The following is a 23,415-nucleotide window of genomic DNA, read 5'->3' on the forward strand; positions in this document are numbered from 1 at the left end:
GTCTTAAGGAGCATTAAATGAACAAAAAAGAAGAACTAATAAAACAAATCCAAACCGTCATCAACATCCTAGAAAAAGAATATTCACAAGAAATCAATCAAGGTGTTCTCCAATTAATATACAAAAGATATAAGGCTGCACAAAGGATCATTCAGAACAATGAAGATCTCCAAAAGATTTTGATCATTGGCGGGGTGAGAGCTTATTTGGATAGTTATAATGACTATCTAAACCCCTTTCTAGATGAATTACATAAAGCAGAAAGTTTGCTTAAAGAAATGCTGTAATAGATAGGATGGCTGTTTGTAGTACTAGAATCAAGTTTTGTATCAGGCAGCAAAACAGAGAAAGGAATGCATATGGAACATAAACAATACAAAATCAAAAAAACATCCAACTGGCTATTAAGTATCAGTATTCTGATTGTTATAGGAACAGCTTTGATAAGAGGAGTTTCTTACTCAGATGCTGATTATCGCGGTTTCCCTATTGATTGGCTAGTTCTGCACGGACATCATGCTTTTGAACTTCTATTGTGGGGTTTTATACTCGATGTGGTCATTTTCTTTTAAGAATGCTCCTTCGTTTGTATAAAAGGGTCATGAAATTTACTTAGAGGAGGCTTTTAAAATGATCAATTTACCTCAAATCCCAAATCTGCACGTAAACAAACCAGCAAGTGACATACATATCAAAGAGGCAGAATCCCAGCTAAACATGGTGCTGCCCCGTGCTTATAAGGAATTGTTGAAACAGACAAATGGATGTTCCTTTGGCGGTGAGGTGCTGCTATACGGGACGGAGGACATGGTGGAACGGAATAAAACATGGGAGGTTCAGCAATATGCAAGCGGCTATGTGGCGATTGGCGACGATGGCGGCGGGCAAGTATTTCTCATGCGGCTGGTTGAAGAGGAGAAAAAGGTATGGATCGTGGATGCTGGTGTAATGGACCCTCAGCATGCAGAGCTGATGGCCGAAAACTTTCTGAAATGGGTGAGTGAGGGCTGTATCATAGAAGCGTAATCGAAAACCAAATCATCCAACTGAAACGCTCTGTGACGCCAAATGTCATAGAGCTTTTTGCATTCTCCCTCCATTCATCACATGGTATAATAAACACAGTTTATGTACGAGAGGATATGCAGGAGATGAAAAATGAACCTATTGAGTTACTGACACAGCCGAAATGGCGGATTATCGATCAGTCGAGTCTTGGTCTTTATGTGGACCCGAAGCAATCCTTTGCGATGGATGATACGCTTTGCGCGTCGGTGGGGAAGGGCCTTTCACCAGCGACAGCCCGTTCTTGGGTGCATCACAATACGATTGTGCTTGGGATTCAGGATACAAGACTTCCATTTCTCAAAGATGGTGTAAAACTGCTTGAGGAAGAGGGCTATCGTGTGATTGTGCGCAACTCAGGCGGTCTTGCTGTGGTGCTGGATGAAGGTGTACTGAATGTGTCTTTAATCTTTCCGGAACAAAAGAAAGGCATTGATATTGACCGCGGGTATGATGCGATGGTGGACTTGATCCGCCGGATGCTGTCGATGTATGAGGTGGACATTGAAGCCTATGAAATTGTCGGCTCATATTGTCCAGGCAGCTATGATTTAAGTATCAATGGAAAGAAATTTGCAGGCATTTCTCAGCGTAGATTACGCGGTGGGGTCGCTGTGCAAATTTATTTGTGTGCAGATGGAAGCGGGCGTGAACGTGCCGACTTGATCCGTCGTTTTTATGACGCCGCCTTAAAGGATAAACGGCAAGAAGTGAAGGCAGTATTTCCCGATATACAGCCGGATACGATGGCATCCTTATCAGAATTAATCGGTGAACCGATTGATTGTACGCTTCTCATGCGTTTATTACTAGAGGAGCTTCAAAAACTCAGTGATCAGCTGACAGCATCAGGATTGAACGCAGAAGAACAGTTAGAATTTGAGAAAAACATGACGCGGATGATTGAGCGGAATGAAAAGGTGTTTTCGTAACATCAGCCTTTTCATCTTGAAAAGAGTAGAGGTGAAGTGATGAAAACAAAGCTTGAGAAAGCCATTGAACTTCGAAAAAGTGGACATCTTCAAGAATCAAATGAAATGCTGTCTCATCTTGTAGAGGAGTATTCAGACGATGCCTCTATTCATTATCAATGTGCCTGGAGTTATGACCTGTTAGGTGAGGAAAGGCAAGCTGTCTTTTTTTATGAAAGGGCGATTCAGTTAGGATTGTCTTCAGAAGAACTAGAAGACGCTTTACTAGGGTTAGGAAGTACATACAGAACTTTAGGAGAATATGATAAATCAAAACAGATATTCCTAAAAGGGATGGAAACTTATCCGGACAACAAAGCCATTCAAACGTTCTATGCCATGACTTTGTATAATTTAAAGGAACATAGCAAAGCGATGGAAATATTACTGAACTGTTTAACTGAAACGACAAAAGATCCTGCTATTTTAAGTTATCGAAAAGCGATTGATTTTTATTCAAATCAGTTAGATACATTGTGGAAATAATATGTTGATTTGGCTGCTTGAATAGATTTGGAGGGGCAATGTTATGAAAGAATCCCCTCCTTTGTTATGGAATTTTATATGTAATAGTCATTTATGGCGTAAGAAAGAAGGTAAATTTGTTGTCATTATTCACCACGTATTACCCGCTGTTGATGCTTTGTGTTTTGTCTGTGTTGTATGTGATGTATCGTATTCAGCCGCTTGCCTCTACTGTTAAAAAAATCATCATTGTGCTCTGTGTGTTAACAAATGCCGCCTATATTTGCTGGCGTCTCTTTTTTACACTGCCGCATGAAGGTACATTTAATATGATAATGGGCATTTTGCTTGTTGCCTGTGAGTGTATTGGATTTTTACAGCTGCTTGTGTTTTATACACTTGTTTGGAAGCCTTCAAATCGGAAACAAGTCACGATCAGTGAACTTGATAGGCTGCCAACAGTTGATATTTTCATAGCTACATATAATGAACCAATTGAAGTGCTAAAACGCACGGTTGCAGGTTGTTTGAATCTCTCTTATCCAAAAGGAAGCGTCCACATTTATTTATGTGATGATGGCAAGAGGGAGTCTGTAGAGCAGCTTGCTTCTGAGTTTGGTGTTCATTATCTGACAAGAACGGATAACAAGTTTGCTAAGGCGGGTAATTTAAATCATGCGATGTCTCAAACGAATGGGGAGCTGATTCTCACACTTGATGCTGATATGGTCCCTCTTCCTGCCTTTTTAGAAAAAACAGTGGCTTACTTTCATGATGGAGCCACTGCGTTTGTTCAAGTTCCACAAGCATTTTATAATGAAGATCCTTTCCAATATAATATGTTCTCGAAAGATCGAATTCCAAATGAACAGGACTTCTTCATGCAAACCCTCCAAGCTGGTAAGGATCGGTTCAATGCGGTTATGTATGTCGGGAGTAATACTGTATTTAGAAGAACGGCCTTAGAGGAAATTGGCGGATTTGCTACTGGAGTGATTACAGAAGACATGGCGACAGGAATGCTTCTCCAAGGGAAGTTCAAATCTGTGTCTGTCGGAGAAGTATTAGCCGTCGGGCTCGCACCTGAAAGCTGGCTTGATCTGTTAAAGCAGAGAGACCGGTGGTCGAGAGGGAACATTCAGTGCGCCCGTAAGTTTAATCCATTGAAGGTTCGCGGCTTAACGCTTATGCAGCGAGTTCTTTATTTAGATGGCATTGTGTATTGGTTTAACGGTTTGTTTAAAATGATTTACATTCTTACACCGATTTTGTTTTTATTATTTGGTATTCAAAGTTTCTGGGCAGATTTCCAGTCCATTTTTATGTTTTGGCTGCCGGCGTTCTTTAGTTCGTATTTAGCGTTTAAATTGGTATCGAATCAAAAAAGAAGTATGTTTTGGAGTCATATTTACGAAAGCTCTATGGCATTCCATCTGGCTGGTGTGGCTTTAAGTGAGCTGTTTTTGAAGAAGAGGGTTGAATTTCTTGTTACACCGAAGGGAATTCAAACGGACAAGAGACATTTTCATTTGAAAACGATGATTCCTCATTTGATCTTCTTGCTGCTCTCATTGCTTGTCCTTGTGAAAATAGGATACGATGTGAAGGTAAATGGGACGATGAATGCTGACCTTACGTTGATTAATATTTTTTGGGTGCTTTATAACGGTGCAGGTCTATTCATGGCACTCATTGTGGCGTTTGATCGACCGCGTTATCGAAAATCAGAGCGGTTTGTCATTGAAAAAGAGGGGCGGCTCCGTTCTGATCATCAAGATGAGCCGATTGCTTGTTTTCTACTAGATATGAGTGATTCAGGTGCGCGTCTATCCATACCACTTGATCAAGCTCCTTCTCTCTATCAAGGACAAACGCAATTGTTCTTTTCAGAGGATGAAAGTGTGGCGTGTGATGTGGTTTGGAGCCATCCAGAGGGAGACAAGCTGATGGTTGGTGTTGCTTTTACTGACACAGAAAAATCAGAGTATCTATCACTGATCCGCTTCTTATTCACACGAGAGCATGTATCGATAACAGATCGTGAGAAAAAATCCTATGCTGTTCGGACATTTCTCCGCTTTGTAAGAAAAACGAAGAAGGTACCAAAGGCCTTGCAGCGCAAATGGATGAGAAGGCCTTTACAAGGTGTGGCAGGCACGCTGTCCTATGAGGGCCGGTTAGAAGAGAAGGTGCCGGTAAACATACATGATATTAGTTTATCTGGATGCAAAATCGAGTCTGAAGCTTCAATTGCATTACATGAGAAAGTGCTGATTACCATTGACACAGAATCTCTGATAGATCAGCCGGCGATTGCGGTCTGGACATCACAAAAACGCGGCCGTACAATGGCCGGACTCAAATTTGTTCAGCCTGAAATCAAGCAGATAGAAGAAAGAGAGGGAGTGGTTTCTTGAAATCAAAAAACGGCGGTTACCTCTATTTACTATGGCTTCCTGTCCTCATGGGAGCCGGCTACGGCATTTCGCTTTTAGTGCCATTTCTTCAGCCTGTCCTGACACTTGGCATCGCAGGTCTTTATATTTTTATATTTGGTGATTTTCAGGTAAGGCAGGTCAGGTATATTTTTATGTTTGTGTTTTTGATCAATGTCCTTTTTAGTGTGATGCTATTTTTGGGCATTTAAAAAAGTGCTTCCCGAGGCGGGGAGCACTTTTTGTTATTCTGCCATTTTTTCGAGGTTGCCGTTTCGGTCCATTTTAAAGGTTGGTGCGGCACTATCGTCCTCTTCAAACAAAACTAGTTTTCTTGCACGGTTCATGATTTTGACGAGTGTTTCATAATCTTCTTGAATTGTGAGCTGATCCTTTTCAAGCTTTTTCACTTCAGCCTCTAGCTGCGAAACTTTATGAGAAAGCTCATTGTTTTCTCGTTTTAAGCGGCTGTTTTCCATACGTAAGGCAGTGGATTGCTGACCATCGCCTTCATAACGGCGTAAGAAATCAATGATATCGTCGATGGTTAATTCTTGATGCTGCCTAAATGGGTTTGCTTCCGGCTTTTTCTCTGCGGTATTTGGGGCATGAGAAGCCTGTGACAATAAATGTGACAAACTAGCTAACTCTTCATTGTAGCTTTGATCCACAAACTGAAGCTGTTCTGCTGTTTCAGCAGCTGGTGCAAATGTTTCTTCCTGTGCTGGCTCCAATTCCTGTGAGAATTCCTCTTGAGTGACCGTTTCTTCTACTTGCGGCTGATAAAGTAATCGTTTTTTCGCAGGCTGGCCATTGCCAAGTGCGCGCATCCGTTGTTTTCGCTGTTTTTTGGCAAGTGCCAACGCTTTTTCATATTGATGCCTGACGACAGCATTCCATCTAAAACCGCATGCCGCTGAGGTGCGGTTCAGTTTATCTCCTACTTCTTCAAACGCATTTAGCTGCGTGCTGCCTTCTCTGACGTGACGTAAGACGGTTTCTGCCAGGAGGAGATCATTTTCCTCTGACCAAGCATCTTGTCTTTGTTTTGACATGTGTTTAAACCCCCATATGATTTGATGGTATTAGATTAGCCAAGTTCAAGAAGGTTTATACAAGTTTGCTAAAAGGATAGTGGAAAATACTAGCTTTTATGTAAGCTGGTGATTGGGGCGGCAAAGCGTCTTGCAAGTCCAGCCGCTTCGATGTACAATGTTGGGTGGTATATTATTCACGATTGGCTGTCCAACTGTTTCATATAGAATGAAGTATCATCATTGAAAGGAAGCGTAAGACCATGGCTAATGAGTTTCGCGTATGTGACGATTGTGATGCGACGAACCTAAAGACGTTATTGCCTCGACTCAAATCGGTTGACCCTGATGCAAAAATTGAGATCGGCTGTCAATCCTATTGTGGTCCAGGACGAAAAAAGGCTTTTGCGTTTGTGAACAATCGCCCATTATCCGCACCAACAGAAGATGAATTACTCGAAAAGGTTCAAAAAAAAGTCAAATAAATGTCACTGAATGTGTTCAGTCGACCTAAAAAGAGGTCCGTCCCTGTCAGGTCGGGCTTTTTACGTCCAAGCAACTTCTGAGAACACATTCACCAGCAAATTCAAGGATGTTTTCGGGAAAAGTTACCCGATATAATAGAAACACGTCTTAAAAAAAGAGGGACGAAACGATGGCGTATCCAAAAGGGAAATTATCTGAGGAAAAGGTATTTAAAGATCCTGTGCACCGTTATGTTCACGTAAGGGATGCATTAATATGGGATTTAATAGGAACAAGAGAATTTCAGCGCCTGAGACGAATTAAACAGCTAGGAACTACTTATTTGACGTTTCATGGTGCAGAACACAGCCGATTCAATCATTCACTCGGTGTATACGAGATTGTGAGACGAATTGTGGATGATGTGTTTAAAGGGCGGCCTGAATGGGATGAAGGAGAGCGAGAGCTTGTACTTAGTGCTGCCTTGCTTCATGACCTCGGACATGGTCCATTTTCTCATTCCTTTGAAAAGGTCTTCCACTTAGACCATGAATCGTTTACAAGAGATATTATTTTAGGGCAGACGGAAGTCAATGAAGTGCTCCGCCGGGTGAGTGATGATTTCCCGAAGCATGTGGCTGAAGTCATTGCCAAAACGTATCAAAACAAACAGGTGGTCAGTTTGATCTCAAGTCAAATTGATGCCGACCGGATGGACTATTTGCAGCGTGATGCTTACTATACAGGCGTCAGCTATGGCCACTTTGATATGGAACGTATTTTACGTGTGATGCGCCCGAGAGAAGATCAGATTGTGATGAAGCAGAGCGGGATGCATGCGGTTGAAGATTATATTATGAGCCGCTATCAAATGTACTGGCAAGTCTATTTCCACCCAGTGACACGCAGTGCGGAAGTCATTTTAACGAAAATCCTTCATCGGGCAAAAGAGCTGCATGAAACTGGTTATATTTTTACACATGCCCCAGTTCATTTTTACTCAATCTTTGAGGGGAATGTCACCACAGAGGACTATATTAAGCTAGATGAATCCATTGTCTTATTTTATTTTCAGGCGTGGGAAGATGAAGAAGATCACGTGCTGGCTGATTTGTGCCGCCGTTTTATGAACCGCCGATTGTTCCAATATACAGAGTTTAATCCAAATGAAGAAATGACGAAATATTTCAAGCTGACCGCCTTGTTCAAGGAGGCAGGAATTGATCCTGACTACTATTTAGTGGTCGACTCTTCCTCTGACTTGCCCTATGACTTCTACAGACCAGGGGAGGAAGAAGAGAGGCTGCCCATCCATCTTTTGACGCAAAGCGGTCATATTAAAGAATTGTCGAGACAGTCAGATATTGTTGACGCCATTTCCGGTAAACGAAGAACCGATCATAAACTTTATTTCCCGATGGACTTAATTGTAGATATGTCGGAAAAAGCTGAAGAAAAGAAGGCGATCATGAAGCTGCTTGGTTTGGGATAAGGAAGTACTGAAAAAGGAGATGTCGGGAATTTGTTGAAAGAACATGCAAAGTTGATGAAGGTATTCTCTGAATCAGGGGAAATCGTTGGACGGAAGAAGCTGCAAAAGATGATTTACATAGCAAAAAAGCTAGATTTGCCTTTTTACGAGAAATACGATTTTCATTTTTATGGCCCCTATTCAGAGGAGTTGACGCTCAGAATTGAAGAGCTGTGCAACCTTGGATTCTTGGACGAAATGAAGGAAAAAAAGGGCGGATACTATCAATATCGCTATTCGCTGACGGACAATGGGAAAGAGTTTCTCGATCAGTGTGAAGTGGACATGCCTGACCTCAAAGCGCTGACGCAGCAGATGAACGAGCAATCGTCCCGTTTCCTAGAGCTTGTCTCAACAATTTTATATTTTGATGACCTGCCAGAAGATGAGGTAAAGGAAAAGGTCTTTACTATTAAAAGCAAGCAACGTTATACGGACGAAGAATTTGAGGCTGCTATTGCTTATATTGATCAGTTGAAGGAATTGAACTAGTTGAAAAAAAGCCCGACTTTTAGGGCTTTTTTTGTTTTGTAAGACCCAGACCAAAAGCGCTATTTTTCGATGAAATGTGTGTCAAAATATCCGAAAAATTAGTGAAAATGACGTAATTCGACTTTCTTCCTGTGCATCTAATTCCCTGTTTTTGACTGAAGAGAAGGAAAATGGTGAATTTTCAGTGAATATATAACTTTGTGAAAAACAAAGGAGGGATAGGAATGAAAAAGCGTTCAGTCTTTTTGTCATTTTTATTGGTAGGTAGTTTGTTACCGGGGGTAAGTTCAGCTTCAGCACCAGTAGCGAGTGCAGGTCATGATCATGGTCATGCGCCGTTCGAAACCCATATTAGTGAGGGGTTGCCAAAAGCAAACGATTTTAAAGATTTGACAACAGCACCTCCAATTGAACGAGATGTGACAACAAAGGTATTAGATGAGTCTGGTAAGCAGGTAGGCTCAAGAACCTTTAAGGCCAATACAGGAGATTCAATTTCAACAAAAGCAAGTACAGGCAGTCAGAAGGTCACTGTCTATGCGGTTGCTGATGCGCAGTATCGTGCGAAATATAGTGACTGGCAAACACGGATTGTCAGCATCATCGAGCAAGCAGATGTCACGTTTAACCGTGATCATGATGTGGACTTTGTCGTACAAGCCGTAGGGTCTTGGACGTCTTCAGGATCAAATTCATCACAAATCCTTTCCAACCTTCAGCGCAGCTTTGATGGCAGAGGATACGATTTTGTCACTGGATTTACAGCAAATCCAAACTTTGATGCTGGCGGAATCGCTTACGTATATAATAGTGCACCGAGCGGAAGTGCATTCGCCGTTAACCTTGACCAAGGAACAGCGAATACAGCAAAAGCGGCTACGCATGAATACGGCCATAACTTTGGCTTACCGCATGACCCTCAAGGAAGCGGCATTGTCTGCCTAATGAATTATGATTATTCTTACACAGTCGATTTCTTTGATGCGGCTCATAAAAATCAAGTGAACCGTAATAAAGCTTGGTATAGATAAGGTAAAAATTAAAAAGAGTGTTTCACAGGAATTAAATAAACTGATTGAAGTAAATACTTGTATTTTAAATTATTTGCAAAGGGTTAGAAGGGTTTTTATTCTGGCCCTTTGTTTTCGTAGTTAATAGAAATTAAAAAATAAAGATGTCTTCTAGCAATGTAAAAGTTACACAACAATTTATGAATGCTAGTTACATACATAAATAGTATTTTATATAAAAATAGTAATTTTTTTCTTGTTATTTCAAGTAAACTATGATTAAAATATATTGTGTTTCAAAAATATTCATTCACAAAGAATAATTATTGATTTTCTCAAAAAGTATATCTCATCCAAGATAATAGACTTATTAACATTGACTAAATAGGGGTCATAAAATGAAGAAATTATTTATCTTATTATTAATGATATCAATCGCTATTATAATAGTTGTCGTATCTACAGGTAGTCATCAAATTGTTGTAGGCAAGTTAATTATTATTTTTTGTTCAACTTTGGCTACAACAAGCGTTTTGAAAATAATTGGCACAAGAAAGTAATTTTTAGCCTAACAATTCTTTACGTGAATATGAATTTAATCATGATCTCTATCCAAAACAGATTGAGTTTAAATAAAGAGAGAGTTAATTACTGGATACAACTCTAATTTTATTTGGAATCATTTAACCAGCATATAAAAGACGTCTCTTTTTCAAAAGAGACGTCTTTTATATATGCTTACAGGTCGCTGATGCGCTTTCCTGCTACGGCAAAATGTTCTTTTTTCATTTCTTCAATAATGATAGAGACTTTTTCTGCTTCTGCGCCTGTTGTTTCAATAACGGCATCTGTGACTTTCTCTACAAGTGCTTTTTTCTGTTCGTCTGTTCTTCCTTCAAGCATTGTAACGGTGATAATCGGCATAAAGGCAACCTCCTTTTTCCTATAGTGTTATGCTTCCCTTTAGTTTAAGGGACTTCTTATAGTATACTGAATGAAGTAAAACATTGTATAGAAAGAAGGATTCATGCCTTTGAACCAATTTCTTGTTTATCCATTAGAACTTATTCCATATGTCGCCATTACGCTTGTTGTCGCATTTACGATGCACGAGCTGGCGCATGCATATGTTGCGTACCGTTTCGGAGATCCGACAGCTAAGAATCAAGGGAGACTGACGCTCAATCCACTGAAGCATCTCGATGTATTCGGGACGATTTTGATCTTTGTGGCCGGGTTTGGCTGGGCGAGACCTGTACCGGTGAATCGTTACCATTTTAAAAAACCGCGCTTAGCAGGGATTTGTGTCTCCATTGCTGGGCCATTAAGTAACTTGGTGCTGGCGTTTTTGGGCTTTTTTGTGTATGTGGTTCTTCAGAAATTTGGCGGGGAGTGGATCATGCGCTTTGAGCCGGGACTTGATTATTTCTTCCGGATCTTTATTAACTTAAACGTCGTTTTGTTCCTATTTAACTTATTGCCACTTCCGCCGCTGGATGGGTATCGTATTATTGAGGACGTCGTCAGCCCCCGTATCCGGGCGAAAATGACGCAATTTGAACAATACGGGATTATCATTTTTCTCATATTTGTGATCACACCGCTTGGACAGTTTATTTTTGGTCCATTGATCGGAATGCGGGATCAAATTATTGAATGGTTTCAACTTATTTTGAAGCCGCTGCTTTAGGAGGTTTAATGAATGGAAGGTAAAAAGAAGAAACCAATTGGTTTTAACATCATTAAAAAAACAGATGCAACCGACGGACATGGAGGCTTTGGGGCAGGCGCTCTCAGTCTTGATAATATCTCGCCAGTTATCATTGATGTAGAGGAAAAGGAAGCTGTCATTGATATTGGTGCCATGCATGCGAGAAGTGCCGTCGAAAAAGGAATTAAATTTTTGAAAACAAAAGAAGAAGTGCCGAACGGAAAACCGTATTGGCTCGTATGGGTGACGATTGACCGCAGAGAAGAAGGTCCTTATTATGCAGGTGTGACGGCTTGTGAAATGACCGTTGACCGTTCGATCCGCCGCGGGTATAAGTCACTTCCAGAGCATGTGAATTTAATGGATAAATCGATGAAGCGAAAAATCGTCGTTAGTCATATGGATGACGTATCCAAAAAGGTGCTGGCTGATTTCTTGAAGGGGCATAATGAAGCGCTATGGGACGCATCTACAGATGAATTAAAAGAAGGATTGGCTGTCCCTGAATAATTGTGAAATTTTTGTGAAGATTGGCGGATGTCTACCAATTCCATCCGTTTTTTGAGTAAACTGGTGTTAAAGCTAGGACATGGAGAATCCCGAGATGCAGGTCTCGGGGTTTTTCATGTCTTTTTTAACGTTTCAGCCACTTTTCCCACCATTTCTTTGGCTTTTGATCTTGAACTGGTTCCTGCTCAGAGGCTTTGTCCTCGGCACCATAGCAGACACCTGTCGGCTCCGTTCCTTCTATAAAATAGGTGAATACCTTTGATTCACATCCTGGACCTGCGAGATCGCCGGTTTTTGGATTGATATATACCCCTTTGACACCGTCAGGCGGCATGAAGGAGGAGGCGGGCTGCTTCGAAAGGGCTGATTCCATAAAGGAAGCCCATATTTTTTTCGCATAGGCTGTTTCTTCGACTGAGTCAATGGTGCGGCCTTTATCATAGCCTGTCCATACACCTGTGACGAGCTGGGGAGAGAAGCCGATCATCCAGCTGTCGGCTCCTGTTGTCCCGGATTTTCCTCCGTATGTTCTTGTGAGGTCCTTCATAATGGTGCGGCCAGTGACACTTGTATAGCCGTTTAATTGATCATTGAACATGCCTGACATCATGTCGGTGGTGACAAATGCTGCTTTTTCATCTAGGATTTGTTCTCGTTTTTGTTTCTCTTCAAAAAGCACATTGCCTTTTGCGTCGGTTACTTTCGTAATAAAGGTTGGCTTGACGCGTTTTCCGCCATTGACCAGCATGGCGTAAGCATTGGTCATTTCAATTGGTTTCACAGGAGACGTGCCTAGGGCAAGAGATGGTACTTGATCTAGTTTTTCCTTGATTCCAAACGTCTTGCCAGCACGTACAAGCTGCTCCATTCCTAAAAATAGATGGGTTTTCACAGCGTAAATATTATCAGACAGCGCTAAAGCTTGAAGCATTGTAATGCCGTCATTGGCGTAATAGCCGTGATAATTGCTTGGTGAATAAGCGGCACCGCTGCCTTGATCATCCAGTTCAAAAACCGTTTCCTCACTGCGCATGACGGTTGCGGGTGTAAACCCGTTTTGCAAGGCAATGTAATAGAGAAGGGGTTTCATGGTTGAACCGGGCTGTCTTTTTGCTTGTGTCACCCGATTGAATGGGCTTTTCTCATAATCTCTTCCACCTATGAGGGCGAGTACATGCCCTGTTTGGGGATGGATGGCAGTAAAGCCGATTTGGATATCTGATTTGGAATTCATCGTGTTCTTTAACGTCTTTTCTGCGATTTTCTGTAATTCTGGATTGAGGGTCGTTTGGATATGAAGCCCATAGGTTTCAATCTGCTCTTCTGTTAACCCCAAGCTTTGTTTCAGCTCTCGAATCACATCGTCATAAAAATACGGGGCTTGCTTTGCTTGCAGCTGCTTCTCTTGCAAAGGGCGATAGGACATTTTTTCTTTCGCAGCATCATCGGCTGCTTTTTTCGTAATCATGCCATCCTCTTGCATTTGCCTCAAAATCATATTCTTTCTTGCGCTGGCTTTCTCCTCATTCACATAAGGGGAATAGAGAGAAGGCCCCTTTGGGATACCAGCAAGCAGGGCAGATTCAGCGAGAGTTAAATTTTTCGCTTTTTTTCCGAAATACAGACGTGACGCTGCTTCCACGCCGTAAGCTCCGTGACCATAATAAATGGTGTTCAAGTATCCTTCTAAAATCTCATCTTTTGTATAGTTTTGCTCTAAACGAATCGTGTAAAAGGCTTCATTCCACTTCCGCTTCCACGTTTTATCATGATCTAAATACAAATTTCGTGCATATTGCTGGGTGATCGTGCTCGCACCTTGCACCTTTGCCATGGCACGAATATCGGCCACAGCAGCACCTGCCATCCGTTTTATATCAAAGCCATGATGCTCATAAAAGGTTTTATCCTCAACAGCGACAACTGCCTGCCTGATATGAGGGGACATTTCCTTTAAGGGCACCCAATATCTCTTTTCTCCAAAGCTGGATTCTCCAAGCTTTGAGCCATCGGCTGCATAAATGGTCGTGGATTGGGGAACTTGTACAGAAGGAGCACCTTGCCATTTGGCAAGTAAAAGAATCGTCAAAAAGACGGTACCTGCAAATAGAAAAGCGAGCAAGCCGATAAAAAAACAGGCTCGAATCGTTTTCACGGTCATGCGGATTTTTTTATTACTCATGATTGTGTCCATGCAAAGCCCCCATTTTGACGGTTTTTTATCAGTATGGAACAAAGAAAACCGTTTTAAACAAGCGATTGCAGGGAGTGTGCTTTAAAAAATAAAGAGAACTCATGCGGTTCTTTACAATTTGATATGAATCCACTATACTTTTTTCTTGGACAATCGATATAGTCATAGCCGATAAAAGGCGCTAACAATAGATGTTTGTTTATTATTGGATGAGAGGAAGATGAACAATGAGCGAACTTTGGTATACAGAGAAGCAGACGAAGAATTTTGGTATTACATTGAAGGTGAACAAAACCCTTCACACAGAACAAACAGACTTTCAGCATTTAGAAATGGTGGAAACAGAAGAGTTTGGCAATATGCTGTTTTTAGACGGCATGGTGATGACATCTGAGAAAGATGAGTTTGTATACCACGAAATGGTGGCACATGTTCCTCTTTTCACTCATCCAAACCCGGAAAATGTTCTTGTCGTAGGCGGAGGAGACGGCGGTGTCATTCGTGAGATCCTCAAACACCCAAGTGTGAAAAAAGCGACACTTGTTGATATTGACGGAAAGGTCATCGAATACTCGAAGAAATTCCTTCCTTCTATCGCTGGAAAACTAGACGATCCTCGTGTAGATGTCAAAGTCGGAGACGGTTTTATGCATATTGCTGAAGCTGACAACGAGTATGATGTCATCATGGTTGACTCTACTGAGCCAGTTGGACCAGCAGTGAACCTGTTCTCTAAAGGATTTTACGCAGGAATCGCAAAAGCACTTAAAGAAGACGGTATTTTCGTTGCACAAACGGACAACCCTTGGTTCACACCTGAGCTGATTACAAATGTACAGCGTGATGTAAAAGAAATTTTCCCAATTACGAAGCTTTACACAGCGAATATTCCAACGTATCCAAGCGGTCTTTGGACATTCACCATCGGTTCTAAAAAATATGATCCACTTGCTGTAGAAGACAGCCGTTTCTTTGATATTGAGACGAAATATTACACAAAAGAATTGCACAAAGCGGCATTCGTTCTGCCGAAATTTGTGAGCGACTTAATCAAATAAATCAAGCGAAATGGAAATGCGCAAATGACGGTTTGCGCATTTTTTGAAGCGTAAAAGGAGGAATCTTGCATGAGATTCGACGAGGCTTATTCAGGAAAAGTGTTTATTGGAAGTCAGCCGACATGGGAAGATGCAAAGGTCATTTTATACGGCATGCCGATGGACTGGACAGTTAGTTACCGCCCAGGTTCACGTTTCGGTCCGAACCGCATTCGTGAAGTATCGATCGGTTTAGAGGAATACAGCCCTTATTTAGATCGTGAGCTGCATGAGGTGCCATTCTTTGATGCGGGTGACATCCCACTTCCTTTTGGAAATGCACAGAAGAGCTTAGATTTAATTGAAGAGTATGTCGACAGCATTTTAGAAAAAGGGAAGTTTCCATTAGGAATGGGCGGCGAGCATCTCGTGTCTTGGCCGGTTTTCCGTGCGATGTATAAGAAATACCCTGATTTGGCCATCATCCATATGGACGCACATACAGATCTTCGTGAAGAATATGAGGGTGAGCCGCTTTCACATTCAACACCGATTCGTAAAGTTGCAGGGCTTATTGGACCTGAAAATGTATTCTCTTTCGGCATCCGTTCTGGGATGAAAGAAGAATTTGAATGGGCAAAAAAAGCGGGTATGCACATTTCTAAATTTGAAGTACTCGAGCCATTGAAGCAAGTATTGCCAAAGCTAAAAGGGCGTCCAGTGTATGTGACGATTGACATTGATGTACTTGACCCAGCACATGCACCTGGTACAGGAACGGTAGATGCTGGCGGTATTACATCAAAAGAGCTGCTTGCATCCATTCATGCGATTGCAGGATCTGACGTCCAAGTTGTCGGGGCAGACCTTGTCGAGGTAGCACCTGTATACGATCACTCTGACCAAACAGCGAATACAGCGAGCAAGCTTTTACGCGAAATGCTGCTTGGGTTTGTGAAATAATCAGTTGATAGAGGAGCTTGTCATCTCATGTGGACAAGCTCTTTTTTTACATTGGTCAAAAAATAAAGGAGGCAGCTCATGTTTTCGTCAATTTTGATGGTGTTCCTCGCTTTATGTGTGTTAGGGGCAGGCTTTCTCACACTGAAACGAGAGCTCGCAGCTGATCCGCCTGTTTTTGCTTCGAAAAAGGAAGCAAAGGAAGAGATGCTGGGGCTGTTTCACGATCGAGGCTTTTTCTATCTGACGGCCATTGCGTTATTCATGCAGGTGGTATTTAAAAAGGATCAAATCGCACCATTTGATTTTTTTCAGGCATTTTTGGCAAGTTCAGGCATACAGGCTCTTTTTTACTTAATGAAAAGAAAAGACTTAGGCGTAAAGGCTGGACTTGTCGTATTGGTCAGTTTCATTTTTCTTTTTTTCTAAAGGGTGGCTGAAGATGAAAAATGAAGTTTAATCGCCGTGAAGAAGAGAAATGATGGTATGATAGGCGATCATGATTATGGTATACTATTTTAGTTAAACGGGTCTTAGCAAAGGAAGTGCAAAATGACACAAAACCAAATTTCAATTCATGTAAAGTCAGTGATGAAACCAGAGACGGAGCCGGCTGAAACGATCGAATTCCGCACGACTGGAACGTATCAAGAGAAGAATGACAAAACGTATCTCACTTACCATGAAGAACATGAAATGGGTCAAGTAAAAACCGTTGTGAAAATGAGTGAAAAAGAAATTTTTGTCATGAGATCAGGGGCTATTCAAATGAAGCAGCGCTTTCTCATTGGAGAAACGACCGTCACACATTACACGATGCCATTCGGTACACTTCAGTTAGATGTGCACACACATGGTATTGATCTCGATGTGGACAAGGGGCTGCTGCACATTACGTACGATATGCTGACAGGAGAAGATCAAAAGCATTTACATACATTATCGATTTCGTATAAGGAGGATTTACGTTCATGAATATCGCAGAACAGGTCAAGGATGCGTTAAAAGAAGAAATCATAGCGGCAGTCGTCAAAGCAGGACTTGCCGATGAAAGCCAGGTGCCAGATGTCCTTTTAGAAGTGCCAAAAGACAAAACTCACGGTGATTACTCGACCAACATGGCGATGCAGCTTGCCCGCATTGCGAAAAAAGCACCTCGTCAAATCGCAGAGGACATCGTCAATGCGTTTGATAAAGGGAAAGCTTCCATTGAAAAATTGGATATCGCAGGTCCAGGGTTCATTAACTTTTATATGAACAATCAGTATTTAACAAAGCTCATTCCAGCTGTCCTTGAGGCAAAAGAAGCTTATGGCGAAACGAATACAGGCGGCGGTCAAAAGGTGCAAGTCGAATTCGTCTCAGCCAACCCAACAGGTGACCTTCACCTTGGACATGCCCGCGGAGCAGCTGTAGGAGATTCCCTTTGCAATATCCTTGATAAAGCAGGGTTCGATGTGAGCCGTGAATACTATATCAACGATGCAGGGAATCAAATCAATAACCTCGCTTTATCTGTAGAAGTACGTTATTTTGAGGCACTCGGTCTTGAAAAAGAAATGCCTGAAGACGGCTACAGAGGAGAAGACATCAAAGGCATCGGACAAAAGCTTGCGGATGAATTTGGGGACCGTTTTGTTCATGAACCGGAAGAAGAGCGTATGAAGTTTTTCCGTGAATACGGCTTGAAATACGAATTAGAGAAATTACGTGTAGACCTTGAGAATTTCCGTGTCCCATTTGATGTATGGTATTCAGAAACCTCTTTATATGAAAACGGAAAAATCGAGCCAGCGCTGGAAACACTTCGCGCTAAAGGCTATGTCTTTGAAGAAGATGGCGCAACGTGGCTGCGTTCAACTGATTTTGGCGATGACAAGGACCGTGTGCTGATTAAAAAAGATGGCAGCTTCACTTACCTGCTTCCAGACATCGCATATCATAAAGACAAATTGGACAGAGGCTTTGATCAGCTCATTAACATTTGGGGAGCGGACCATCACGGCTATATTCCTCGAATGAAAGCGGCGATCCAAGCACTTGGATATCCAGCTGGCAAGCTTGAAGTAGAAATCATTCAGCTTGTGCATCTTTATAAAAACGGTGAAAAGATGAAGATGAGTAAGCGTACAGGAAAAGCCGTTACAATGCGTGATCTGATTGAAGAAGTCGGCTTAGATGCGACTCGTTATTTCTTTGCGATGAGAAGTGCGGCGACACATATGGACTTTGACCTAGACTTAGCGATTTCTACGTCTAACGAAAACCCTGTGTACTATGCACAATATGCGCATGCGAGAATTTGCAGCATGCTGCGTCAAGGTGAAGAAAAAGGCTACGAACCAAATCTTGAAAAAGCCGATTTCTCTCACATTCAATCGGAAAAAGAATACGATCTTCTAAAAATCATTGGCAGCTTCCCAGAAGTTGTAGCAGAAGCAGCTGAAAAGCGTATTCCACACCGCGTGACGAACTATATTTATGACCTTGCATCAGCCCTTCACAGCTTCTACAATGCCGAGAAGGTCATTGACGTAGAAAACGAAACAAAAACAACAGCACGTCTTTCACTCATGAAAGCAACACAAATCACGCTTGCTAATGCATTAAAATTAATTGGTGTATCGGCTCCTGAAAAGATGTAATGAAATAAAAGAAAGCCCCACTCTATTAGATGAGTGGGGCTTTTTCATATAAAAAACCCGCTATCCTCAAGAGACAGCGGGTTTTGAAAATTATCCAAGCGTATTAATTATGTTAGAAATAGAATCAAATAATTGGCTAAGTACATCAGAGAACATAGAGTGTGCCTCCCTTCGGCAAGCATGTAGTATGTGTGCGTTAAATGGAATTATCCAAGTGTGTTGATAATGTTAGAAATAGAATCGAATAATTGGCTAAGTACATCAGAAAACATGTTTTTGCCTCCTCTCTTTTCTTTTTACATCTACTTAACGAAGGGGATGGAAGGTTGGATCACTTTTTCTAAAAAAATTTTAAAAAAGATGGTGGCATAGAAAAAAGCACCGAATATGCGGTGCTTTTTTCTATGAATGAATGCGCAGCTTCACGTCTCCATTTGTACACGCTAGCTGAATGTTTCCACCAATCGGGAAAGTGAAGACTGGCTGTGTATGTCCTATGTCTACATCATAAATCACTGGGACGTGTTTGAGCATTGGATGCTTATCTAGGATGAATCTTAAGTGTTCCTCTGTCATGTTGGATTTTTTCTGAAAGCGACCGATGATCAACCCTTTGATTGTTTCTGCATGCTGCAAGAGGGAGGTAAGGTCTCTGGCGAACGTTTCAGGGAACACCAACTCATCATCCTCCACAAATAAGATCGCATCCTTTACATTCGGCATAAACGATGTCCCTTGCAGTAAGTTCAGTGTACAAAGGTTTCCGCCAAACAAGGTGCCTTCAGCTGTTCCTTCCTGATATATTTTCCATTTCGTCGGATGAAACTGCCTGTTCGCTTGATCTAAATACCACGCGTCATCACTCCATTTTGTTGAAGGAATCACATCAAACGGCTCGCCGCCGTTCATCAAGCAAGCTTGAAACATGGCGGTCTGCTCCTCCTGTCCCTGTTCCATTTGAAAGCTTGAGAAATGGGGGCCAGAATATGTCACCATATCACATTTGGCTGTGACGGCGCTTGCAAGTGCAGTGATATCACTATAGCCGCAAAGGACTTTAGGATGCTGACGGATCAAGTCGTAATCAATATAAGGCAAAAGCTCATTGCTATTGAAGCCCCCAATGGCTGTCAAAATACCATCGACTTCATCATCTGTGAACGCCTCATGCAGATCAGACAAGCGGTGTTCAATAGACGACGAGGAATGAAGGTCACATTCAAACACGTGCTGTCCAAAAGAGACAGTGAAGCCTAAAGACTCCAGACGTTTTTTCGCTTGAGAAATTCCTTCTTTTGATAAAATGCTGGCACTTCGGCTTGGGGCAATGACCCGAATATGGCTGCCTTTTTTTAAAGGAGAGGGTGTATGCATAAACAAATCTTCCTTTCCATCACATATTTCTCCATTATATCGGATCAAATAGCGCAAGTCTGTAAAGGCTAGGAAAAAGGAATGGATCGTGCGTTTCATACAAGCTGTGCAAAGGGTATGGAAGAGAAAAAGAGAGAATGAGGGCGGAGAATGTGAAAAAGAGGAGACTGGAATTTTTATTTTTATATTTTATGATATTCGGGGCATATGTGGTGTATTGGTGGCCTGTGCCGGCGTGGAGCGTTCAGCTGTACGCAGCGATTTATATCGCCATTATTTTATTTAGTATCATCTCACTCATGCTGGAGAACCGTACATCACAGCACACGCTGTTATGGATGTATGTGCTGATTTTTTTCCCGATCATTGGCTATATGTTCTATCTGTTCTCAGGGCAGCTCTATGTAAAAGGTCATTTATTCAAATCAAAGAGAATGTATAACCGTGAAAAATTAAGAAGAATCTCTGAGCTTGAAAGCAAGCCGGATGAATCACGTTTAACCGATAATCAGCGTGCTTTTTTTCATTACACAGAAAAAGCAACAGGCATGCATGTGAACACAAATAGTGATATGGAGATTTTAAAAAATGGGGAGGAGACGTTTCCCCGAATTTTTGAAGAGTTAAAAAAAGCAAAATCGTTCATTCATATAGAATACTATATGTTCAAATCCGATTTCCTCGGCCGCCGGATGATGGAGATTTTAATTGAAAAAGTGAAAGAAGGAGTAGAGGTTCGCTTCATATATGATGCGGCAGGCAGCATTCGCTTCTCCCGGAAAGATATTAAACGCTTGAAGCAGTCAGGAGTCAAGGTCGCTCCTTTTCTGCCTTTAAAATATGGATTCTTTAATCAAAAATTCAATTTCCGAAATCACCGAAAAATCGTCATTATTGATGGAGAGACAGGGTTTGTCGGCGGGTTAAATGTCGGCAAGGAATACGTAGGTCGGGATGAAAAGATCGGCTTTTGGCGTGATACGCATGCCATGTTAAAGGGTGAGGCTGTTCAGACCCTTCACTCCGTTTTTATGCTGGACTGGGAGTATGTATCAGATGAAGTATTAATTGATGATCCGAGGTATCATACGCCGCATTCTGTGACAGGCGAGGATGTCATTCAGGTTGTACCAACTGGACCTGATATGAAAGAAAGTATGAGTGATTTATATGATGCCCTCATTTCTAATGCGAAACAATTTGTCTGGATTGCCACACCTTACTTTGTACCAAACGAATCGATTCGCACTGCGCTCAAAATCGCTGCCACAAGAGGGGTGGATGTGCGGGTAATGGTACCGGAGATCAATGACGGATTTCTCACGCAATATGCCACACGATCCTATTTTTCTGAGCTTCTAAAAGAGGGCATCAAGGTGTATCACTATCAAAAAGGGTTTATGCATCAAAAGGTGATGATCGCAGATGGAGAACTCGCCTCTGTCGGAACCGCGAATGTCGATATGAGAAGCTTTCAGCTCAATTTTGAGGTCAATGTCTTTACAGCCGCCAAAAAGCCAATTGAGCAATTGATGGCTCACTATGAGGAAGATATGAAGGAATGTGAGCAAATGGGTCCTGTTCATTTTTATAAAAGAGGCTTAAAAGAGCGGTTGAAAGAATCATTTGCCCGGTTGTTTTCTGGCGTATTATGAGGATTTCCAGTCAAAAGAAATCATTTCCTGATCTAGTATTTTGAAGAGGATTCCTCTATAATTGAAAATGATTATCAATTATAGAGGAAATGAGGTTCTTTTACATATGCTAAAACGCTTTTTCGCCTATTACAGGCCCTATCGCGGTCTGTTCTTTTTAGATTTCTTTTGCGCTGTCGCAGTTGGACTGATGGAACTAGGTTTCCCGCTGATCGTGAACTACTTCATTGATACATTATTACCAACAGGGAACTGGACGGTCATTGCTTGGACCGCACTTGCTCTGTTTATCATTTATGCACTCAGCTCGGTTATGCAGTTTATTGTATCGTACTGGGGGCACATGCTTGGCATCAATATTGAAACAGATATGAGGAAGAAGCTGTTTGATCATTTTCAGCGTCTTTCATTTAAGTTCTTTGATAACAACAAAACGGGTAAGCTTATGTCCCGAATGACAAATGACCTCATGTACATTGGTGAGGTGGCTCATCACGGACCTGAGGATTTGTTTATTGCGATTATGACGATTCTTGGCGCCTTTGCTGTCATGCTGATGATTAACTGGCAGCTTGCTATTTTAACCTTCTTGATCATGCCAGTCATCATCTGGCTTGCTCTTCATTTTAATAAGAAGATGACGAAGGCGATTACACAGCTGAACAATGACATTGGAGATTTTCATGCAAGGGTTGAAAATAATATTGGCGGAATTCGTCTTGTTCAAGCCTTTGCGAACGAACATTTCGAGAAAAAGCGTTTTGCTGAAAACAACAACCGTTTTCGGAAAGCGAAGCTTCTTTCATATAAAATCATGTCAGTTAACGGGTCAATCAGTTACATTCTCACACGTCTTGTGACACTGTTTGTCCTTCTGGCAGGTACATGGTTTGTTCTGCAGGGTCAATTAACGGCAGGTGGATTTATCGCGTTTGTTCTGATTACAAACGTCTTATTCAGACCGATTGATAAGATCAACACAGTGATTGAAATGTATCCAAAAGGAATTGCGGGCTTTAAAAGCTATGTCGACTTACTTGAAACAGATCCAGATGTGAAGGATACAGAAGGAGCTCGTGATGTATTCGGGCTGAAAGGTGAAATTGAATATCGAAACGTGACATTTGGCTACGATGAGCACAGCCATGTGTTAAAGGATATCGTTTTGAAGATCAAACAAGGAGAAACTGTTGCGTTTGTCGGGCCTTCAGGAGCCGGAAAATCGACGATTTGCAGCCTGCTGCCACGTTTTTATGATGTGGAGGAAGGGGAAATTACAATTGATGGTGTGAGTACAAAATCGATGACCCTGTCTTCTTTAAGACAGCAGATCGGCATTGTGCAGCAGGATGTCTTTTTATTCTCAGGCACCATTCGTGAAAACATCGCGTACGGCAACCTAGAAGCCAGCGATGCAGAGATTTGGGAGGCTGTACGTCGTGCGCATTTAGAGGAACTCGTTCAGCGTTTCCCAGAAGGATTAAATACAGTCATAGGCGAGCGAGGCGTCAAATTGTCGGGAGGTCAAAAGCAGCGCCTGTCGATTGCGAGGATGTTCCTAAAAAATCCTTCGATTCTTATTTTAGATGAAGCCACATCAGCGCTCGATACAGAAACAGAAAAAGCCATACAAGATGCACTGAGCGAACTGGCTGTCGGCAGGACCACACTTGTCATTGCCCACCGCCTGGCAACCATTAAGCACGCCGACCGTATCATCGTCGTGACAGAGGAAGGTATCCAAGAACAGGGCCGTCACCAAGACCTTATTCAAATGGGCGGCGTATACAGCAGACTGCATGAAGCGCAGTTTGGTCATTGATCAGCGCGTAGACAAACCCTCGCATTCGCCCGCAGTTCT

The 23,415-nt window shown here is 41.9% G+C and carries 24 protein-coding genes; 20 read left to right on the forward strand and 4 right to left on the reverse strand.

The features are described 5' to 3' along the window. Window positions 1-17: 17 nt before the first annotated feature. The 7 genes from ACLGGR_RS06760 (at window position 18) to ACLGGR_RS06790 (ending at window position 5,148) form a co-directional block, all read left to right on the forward strand. A complete protein-coding gene (locus ACLGGR_RS06760; protein WP_410972758.1) occupies window positions 18-287 on the forward strand; it encodes a hypothetical protein in 270 nt (89 codons plus the stop codon). A 72-nt stretch (window positions 288-359) separates the two neighbouring features. After that, a complete protein-coding gene (locus tag ACLGGR_RS06765) occupies window positions 360-572 on the forward strand; it encodes a hypothetical protein (RefSeq protein WP_410972759.1) in 213 nt (70 codons plus the stop codon). Window positions 573-630: 58 nt separating this feature from the next. Then, a complete protein-coding gene (locus tag ACLGGR_RS06770) occupies window positions 631-1,026 on the forward strand; it encodes an SMI1/KNR4 family protein (protein WP_410972760.1) in 396 nt (131 codons plus the stop codon). A 125-nt stretch (window positions 1,027-1,151) separates the two neighbouring features. Continuing rightward, the gene (lipL, locus tag ACLGGR_RS06775) at window positions 1,152-1,997 is read left to right on the forward strand and encodes an octanoyl-[GcvH]:protein N-octanoyltransferase (protein ID WP_410972761.1); all 846 of its coding nucleotides are present in this window, start codon (window positions 1,152-1,154) and stop codon (window positions 1,995-1,997) included. A 39-nt stretch (window positions 1,998-2,036) separates the two neighbouring features. Beyond that, window positions 2,037-2,522: a tetratricopeptide repeat protein gene (locus ACLGGR_RS06780; RefSeq protein WP_410972762.1), complete on the forward strand. Its 486-nt coding sequence runs from the start codon at window positions 2,037-2,039 to the stop codon at window positions 2,520-2,522. A 119-nt stretch (window positions 2,523-2,641) separates the two neighbouring features. Then, window positions 2,642-4,918 (forward strand): glycosyltransferase, encoded by a 2,277-nt coding sequence (locus tag ACLGGR_RS06785; protein WP_410972763.1) that lies wholly within the window; start codon window positions 2,642-2,644, stop codon window positions 4,916-4,918. After that, window positions 4,915-5,148 carry a DUF5970 family protein gene (locus ACLGGR_RS06790; protein ID WP_003214547.1) on the forward strand — a complete coding sequence of 78 codons (234 nt, stop codon included), beginning with the start codon at window positions 4,915-4,917 and terminating at the stop codon, window positions 5,146-5,148. Before ACLGGR_RS06785 ends, ACLGGR_RS06790 begins: the two co-directional genes overlap by 4 nt. Window positions 5,149-5,181: 33 nt before the next feature. Here ACLGGR_RS06790 and ACLGGR_RS06795 read toward each other — a convergent pair whose 3' ends face one another. Next, entirely contained in the window at window positions 5,182-5,991 is an 810-nt protein-coding gene (locus ACLGGR_RS06795) for an RsfA family transcriptional regulator (RefSeq protein ID WP_323648613.1), read from the reverse strand. 242 nt (window positions 5,992-6,233) lie between these two features. Between ACLGGR_RS06795 and ACLGGR_RS06800 the strand changes: the two genes are divergently transcribed. The 4 genes from ACLGGR_RS06800 to ACLGGR_RS06815 all read left to right on the forward strand — a co-directional run bounded on the left by ACLGGR_RS06800 (window position 6,234) and on the right by ACLGGR_RS06815 (window position 9,489). After that, the gene (locus tag ACLGGR_RS06800; RefSeq protein ID WP_003215259.1) at window positions 6,234-6,455 is read left to right on the forward strand and encodes a YuzB family protein; all 222 of its coding nucleotides are present in this window, start codon (window positions 6,234-6,236) and stop codon (window positions 6,453-6,455) included. A gap of 170 nt (window positions 6,456-6,625) precedes the next feature. Next, window positions 6,626-7,927: an HD domain-containing protein gene (locus ACLGGR_RS06805; protein ID WP_007497716.1), complete on the forward strand. Its 1,302-nt coding sequence runs from the start codon at window positions 6,626-6,628 to the stop codon at window positions 7,925-7,927. 30 nt (window positions 7,928-7,957) lie between these two features. Then, on the forward strand, window positions 7,958-8,458 hold the full coding sequence (locus ACLGGR_RS06810) for a YwgA family protein (protein WP_251216088.1): 501 nt from the start codon (window positions 7,958-7,960) through the stop codon (window positions 8,456-8,458). Between the two features lie 224 nt (window positions 8,459-8,682). After that, a complete protein-coding gene (locus tag ACLGGR_RS06815; protein WP_410972764.1) occupies window positions 8,683-9,489 on the forward strand; it encodes a zinc-dependent metalloprotease in 807 nt (268 codons plus the stop codon). 717 nt (window positions 9,490-10,206) lie between these two features. On the opposite strand, the gene ACLGGR_RS06820 is transcribed toward ACLGGR_RS06815, so the two are convergent. After that, complete coding sequence (locus ACLGGR_RS06820) at window positions 10,207-10,392, reverse strand: 2-hydroxymuconate tautomerase (protein WP_142946267.1); 186 nt, start codon at window positions 10,390-10,392, stop codon at window positions 10,207-10,209. A gap of 109 nt (window positions 10,393-10,501) precedes the next feature. Between ACLGGR_RS06820 and ACLGGR_RS06825 the strand changes: the two genes are divergently transcribed. Both ACLGGR_RS06825 and ACLGGR_RS06830 read left to right on the forward strand, forming a co-directional pair. Next, the gene (locus ACLGGR_RS06825) at window positions 10,502-11,158 is read left to right on the forward strand and encodes a site-2 protease family protein (protein ID WP_323648627.1); all 657 of its coding nucleotides are present in this window, start codon (window positions 10,502-10,504) and stop codon (window positions 11,156-11,158) included. Window positions 11,159-11,170: 12 nt separating this feature from the next. Next, window positions 11,171-11,689: a YwhD family protein gene (locus tag ACLGGR_RS06830; RefSeq protein ID WP_039182196.1), complete on the forward strand. Its 519-nt coding sequence runs from the start codon at window positions 11,171-11,173 to the stop codon at window positions 11,687-11,689. A gap of 124 nt (window positions 11,690-11,813) precedes the next feature. Here the strand turns inward: ACLGGR_RS06830 and ACLGGR_RS06835 are convergent, their stop codons facing one another. Then, window positions 11,814-13,883, reverse strand: coding sequence for a transglycosylase domain-containing protein (locus tag ACLGGR_RS06835; protein WP_410972765.1), 2,070 nt, complete (start codon window positions 13,881-13,883; stop codon window positions 11,814-11,816). A gap of 227 nt (window positions 13,884-14,110) precedes the next feature. Here ACLGGR_RS06835 and speE point away from each other — a divergent pair, with 227 nt between their 5' ends. From speE to argS, 5 genes are all read left to right on the forward strand, one after another. Continuing rightward, on the forward strand, window positions 14,111-14,941 hold the full coding sequence (gene speE, locus ACLGGR_RS06840) for a spermidine synthase (protein WP_025093862.1): 831 nt from the start codon (window positions 14,111-14,113) through the stop codon (window positions 14,939-14,941). Window positions 14,942-15,010: 69 nt separating this feature from the next. Beyond that, window positions 15,011-15,883, forward strand: coding sequence for an agmatinase (speB, locus tag ACLGGR_RS06845; protein ID WP_251216084.1), 873 nt, complete (start codon window positions 15,011-15,013; stop codon window positions 15,881-15,883). A gap of 78 nt (window positions 15,884-15,961) precedes the next feature. Next, complete coding sequence (locus tag ACLGGR_RS06850) at window positions 15,962-16,309, forward strand: hypothetical protein (RefSeq protein WP_048237674.1); 348 nt, start codon at window positions 15,962-15,964, stop codon at window positions 16,307-16,309. A 123-nt stretch (window positions 16,310-16,432) separates the two neighbouring features. Beyond that, window positions 16,433-16,855, forward strand: coding sequence for a YwiB family protein (locus ACLGGR_RS06855; protein ID WP_003215400.1), 423 nt, complete (start codon window positions 16,433-16,435; stop codon window positions 16,853-16,855). Further along, window positions 16,852-18,525, forward strand: coding sequence for an arginine--tRNA ligase (gene argS / locus ACLGGR_RS06860; protein ID WP_060597505.1), 1,674 nt, complete (start codon window positions 16,852-16,854; stop codon window positions 18,523-18,525). Before ACLGGR_RS06855 ends, argS begins: the two co-directional genes overlap by 4 nt. 402 nt (window positions 18,526-18,927) lie before the next feature. Here the strand turns inward: argS and ACLGGR_RS06865 are convergent, their stop codons facing one another. After that, window positions 18,928-19,899, reverse strand: coding sequence for a S66 family peptidase (locus ACLGGR_RS06865; RefSeq protein WP_410972766.1), 972 nt, complete (start codon window positions 19,897-19,899; stop codon window positions 18,928-18,930). 152 nt (window positions 19,900-20,051) lie between these two features. Here ACLGGR_RS06865 and cls point away from each other — a divergent pair, with 152 nt between their 5' ends. Both cls and ACLGGR_RS06875 read left to right on the forward strand, forming a co-directional pair. Beyond that, window positions 20,052-21,554: a cardiolipin synthase gene (cls, locus tag ACLGGR_RS06870; protein ID WP_251216081.1), complete on the forward strand. Its 1,503-nt coding sequence runs from the start codon at window positions 20,052-20,054 to the stop codon at window positions 21,552-21,554. 106 nt (window positions 21,555-21,660) lie between these two features. After that, complete coding sequence (locus ACLGGR_RS06875) at window positions 21,661-23,376, forward strand: ABC transporter ATP-binding protein (RefSeq protein WP_410972767.1); 1,716 nt, start codon at window positions 21,661-21,663, stop codon at window positions 23,374-23,376. Window positions 23,377-23,415 lie beyond the last annotated feature (39 nt).

The sequence above is a fragment of the Bacillus sp. BD48 genome (assembly GCF_046566805.1).
GTDB classification, from domain to species: Bacteria; Bacillota; Bacilli; order Bacillales; family Bacillaceae; genus Bacillus; species Bacillus safensis.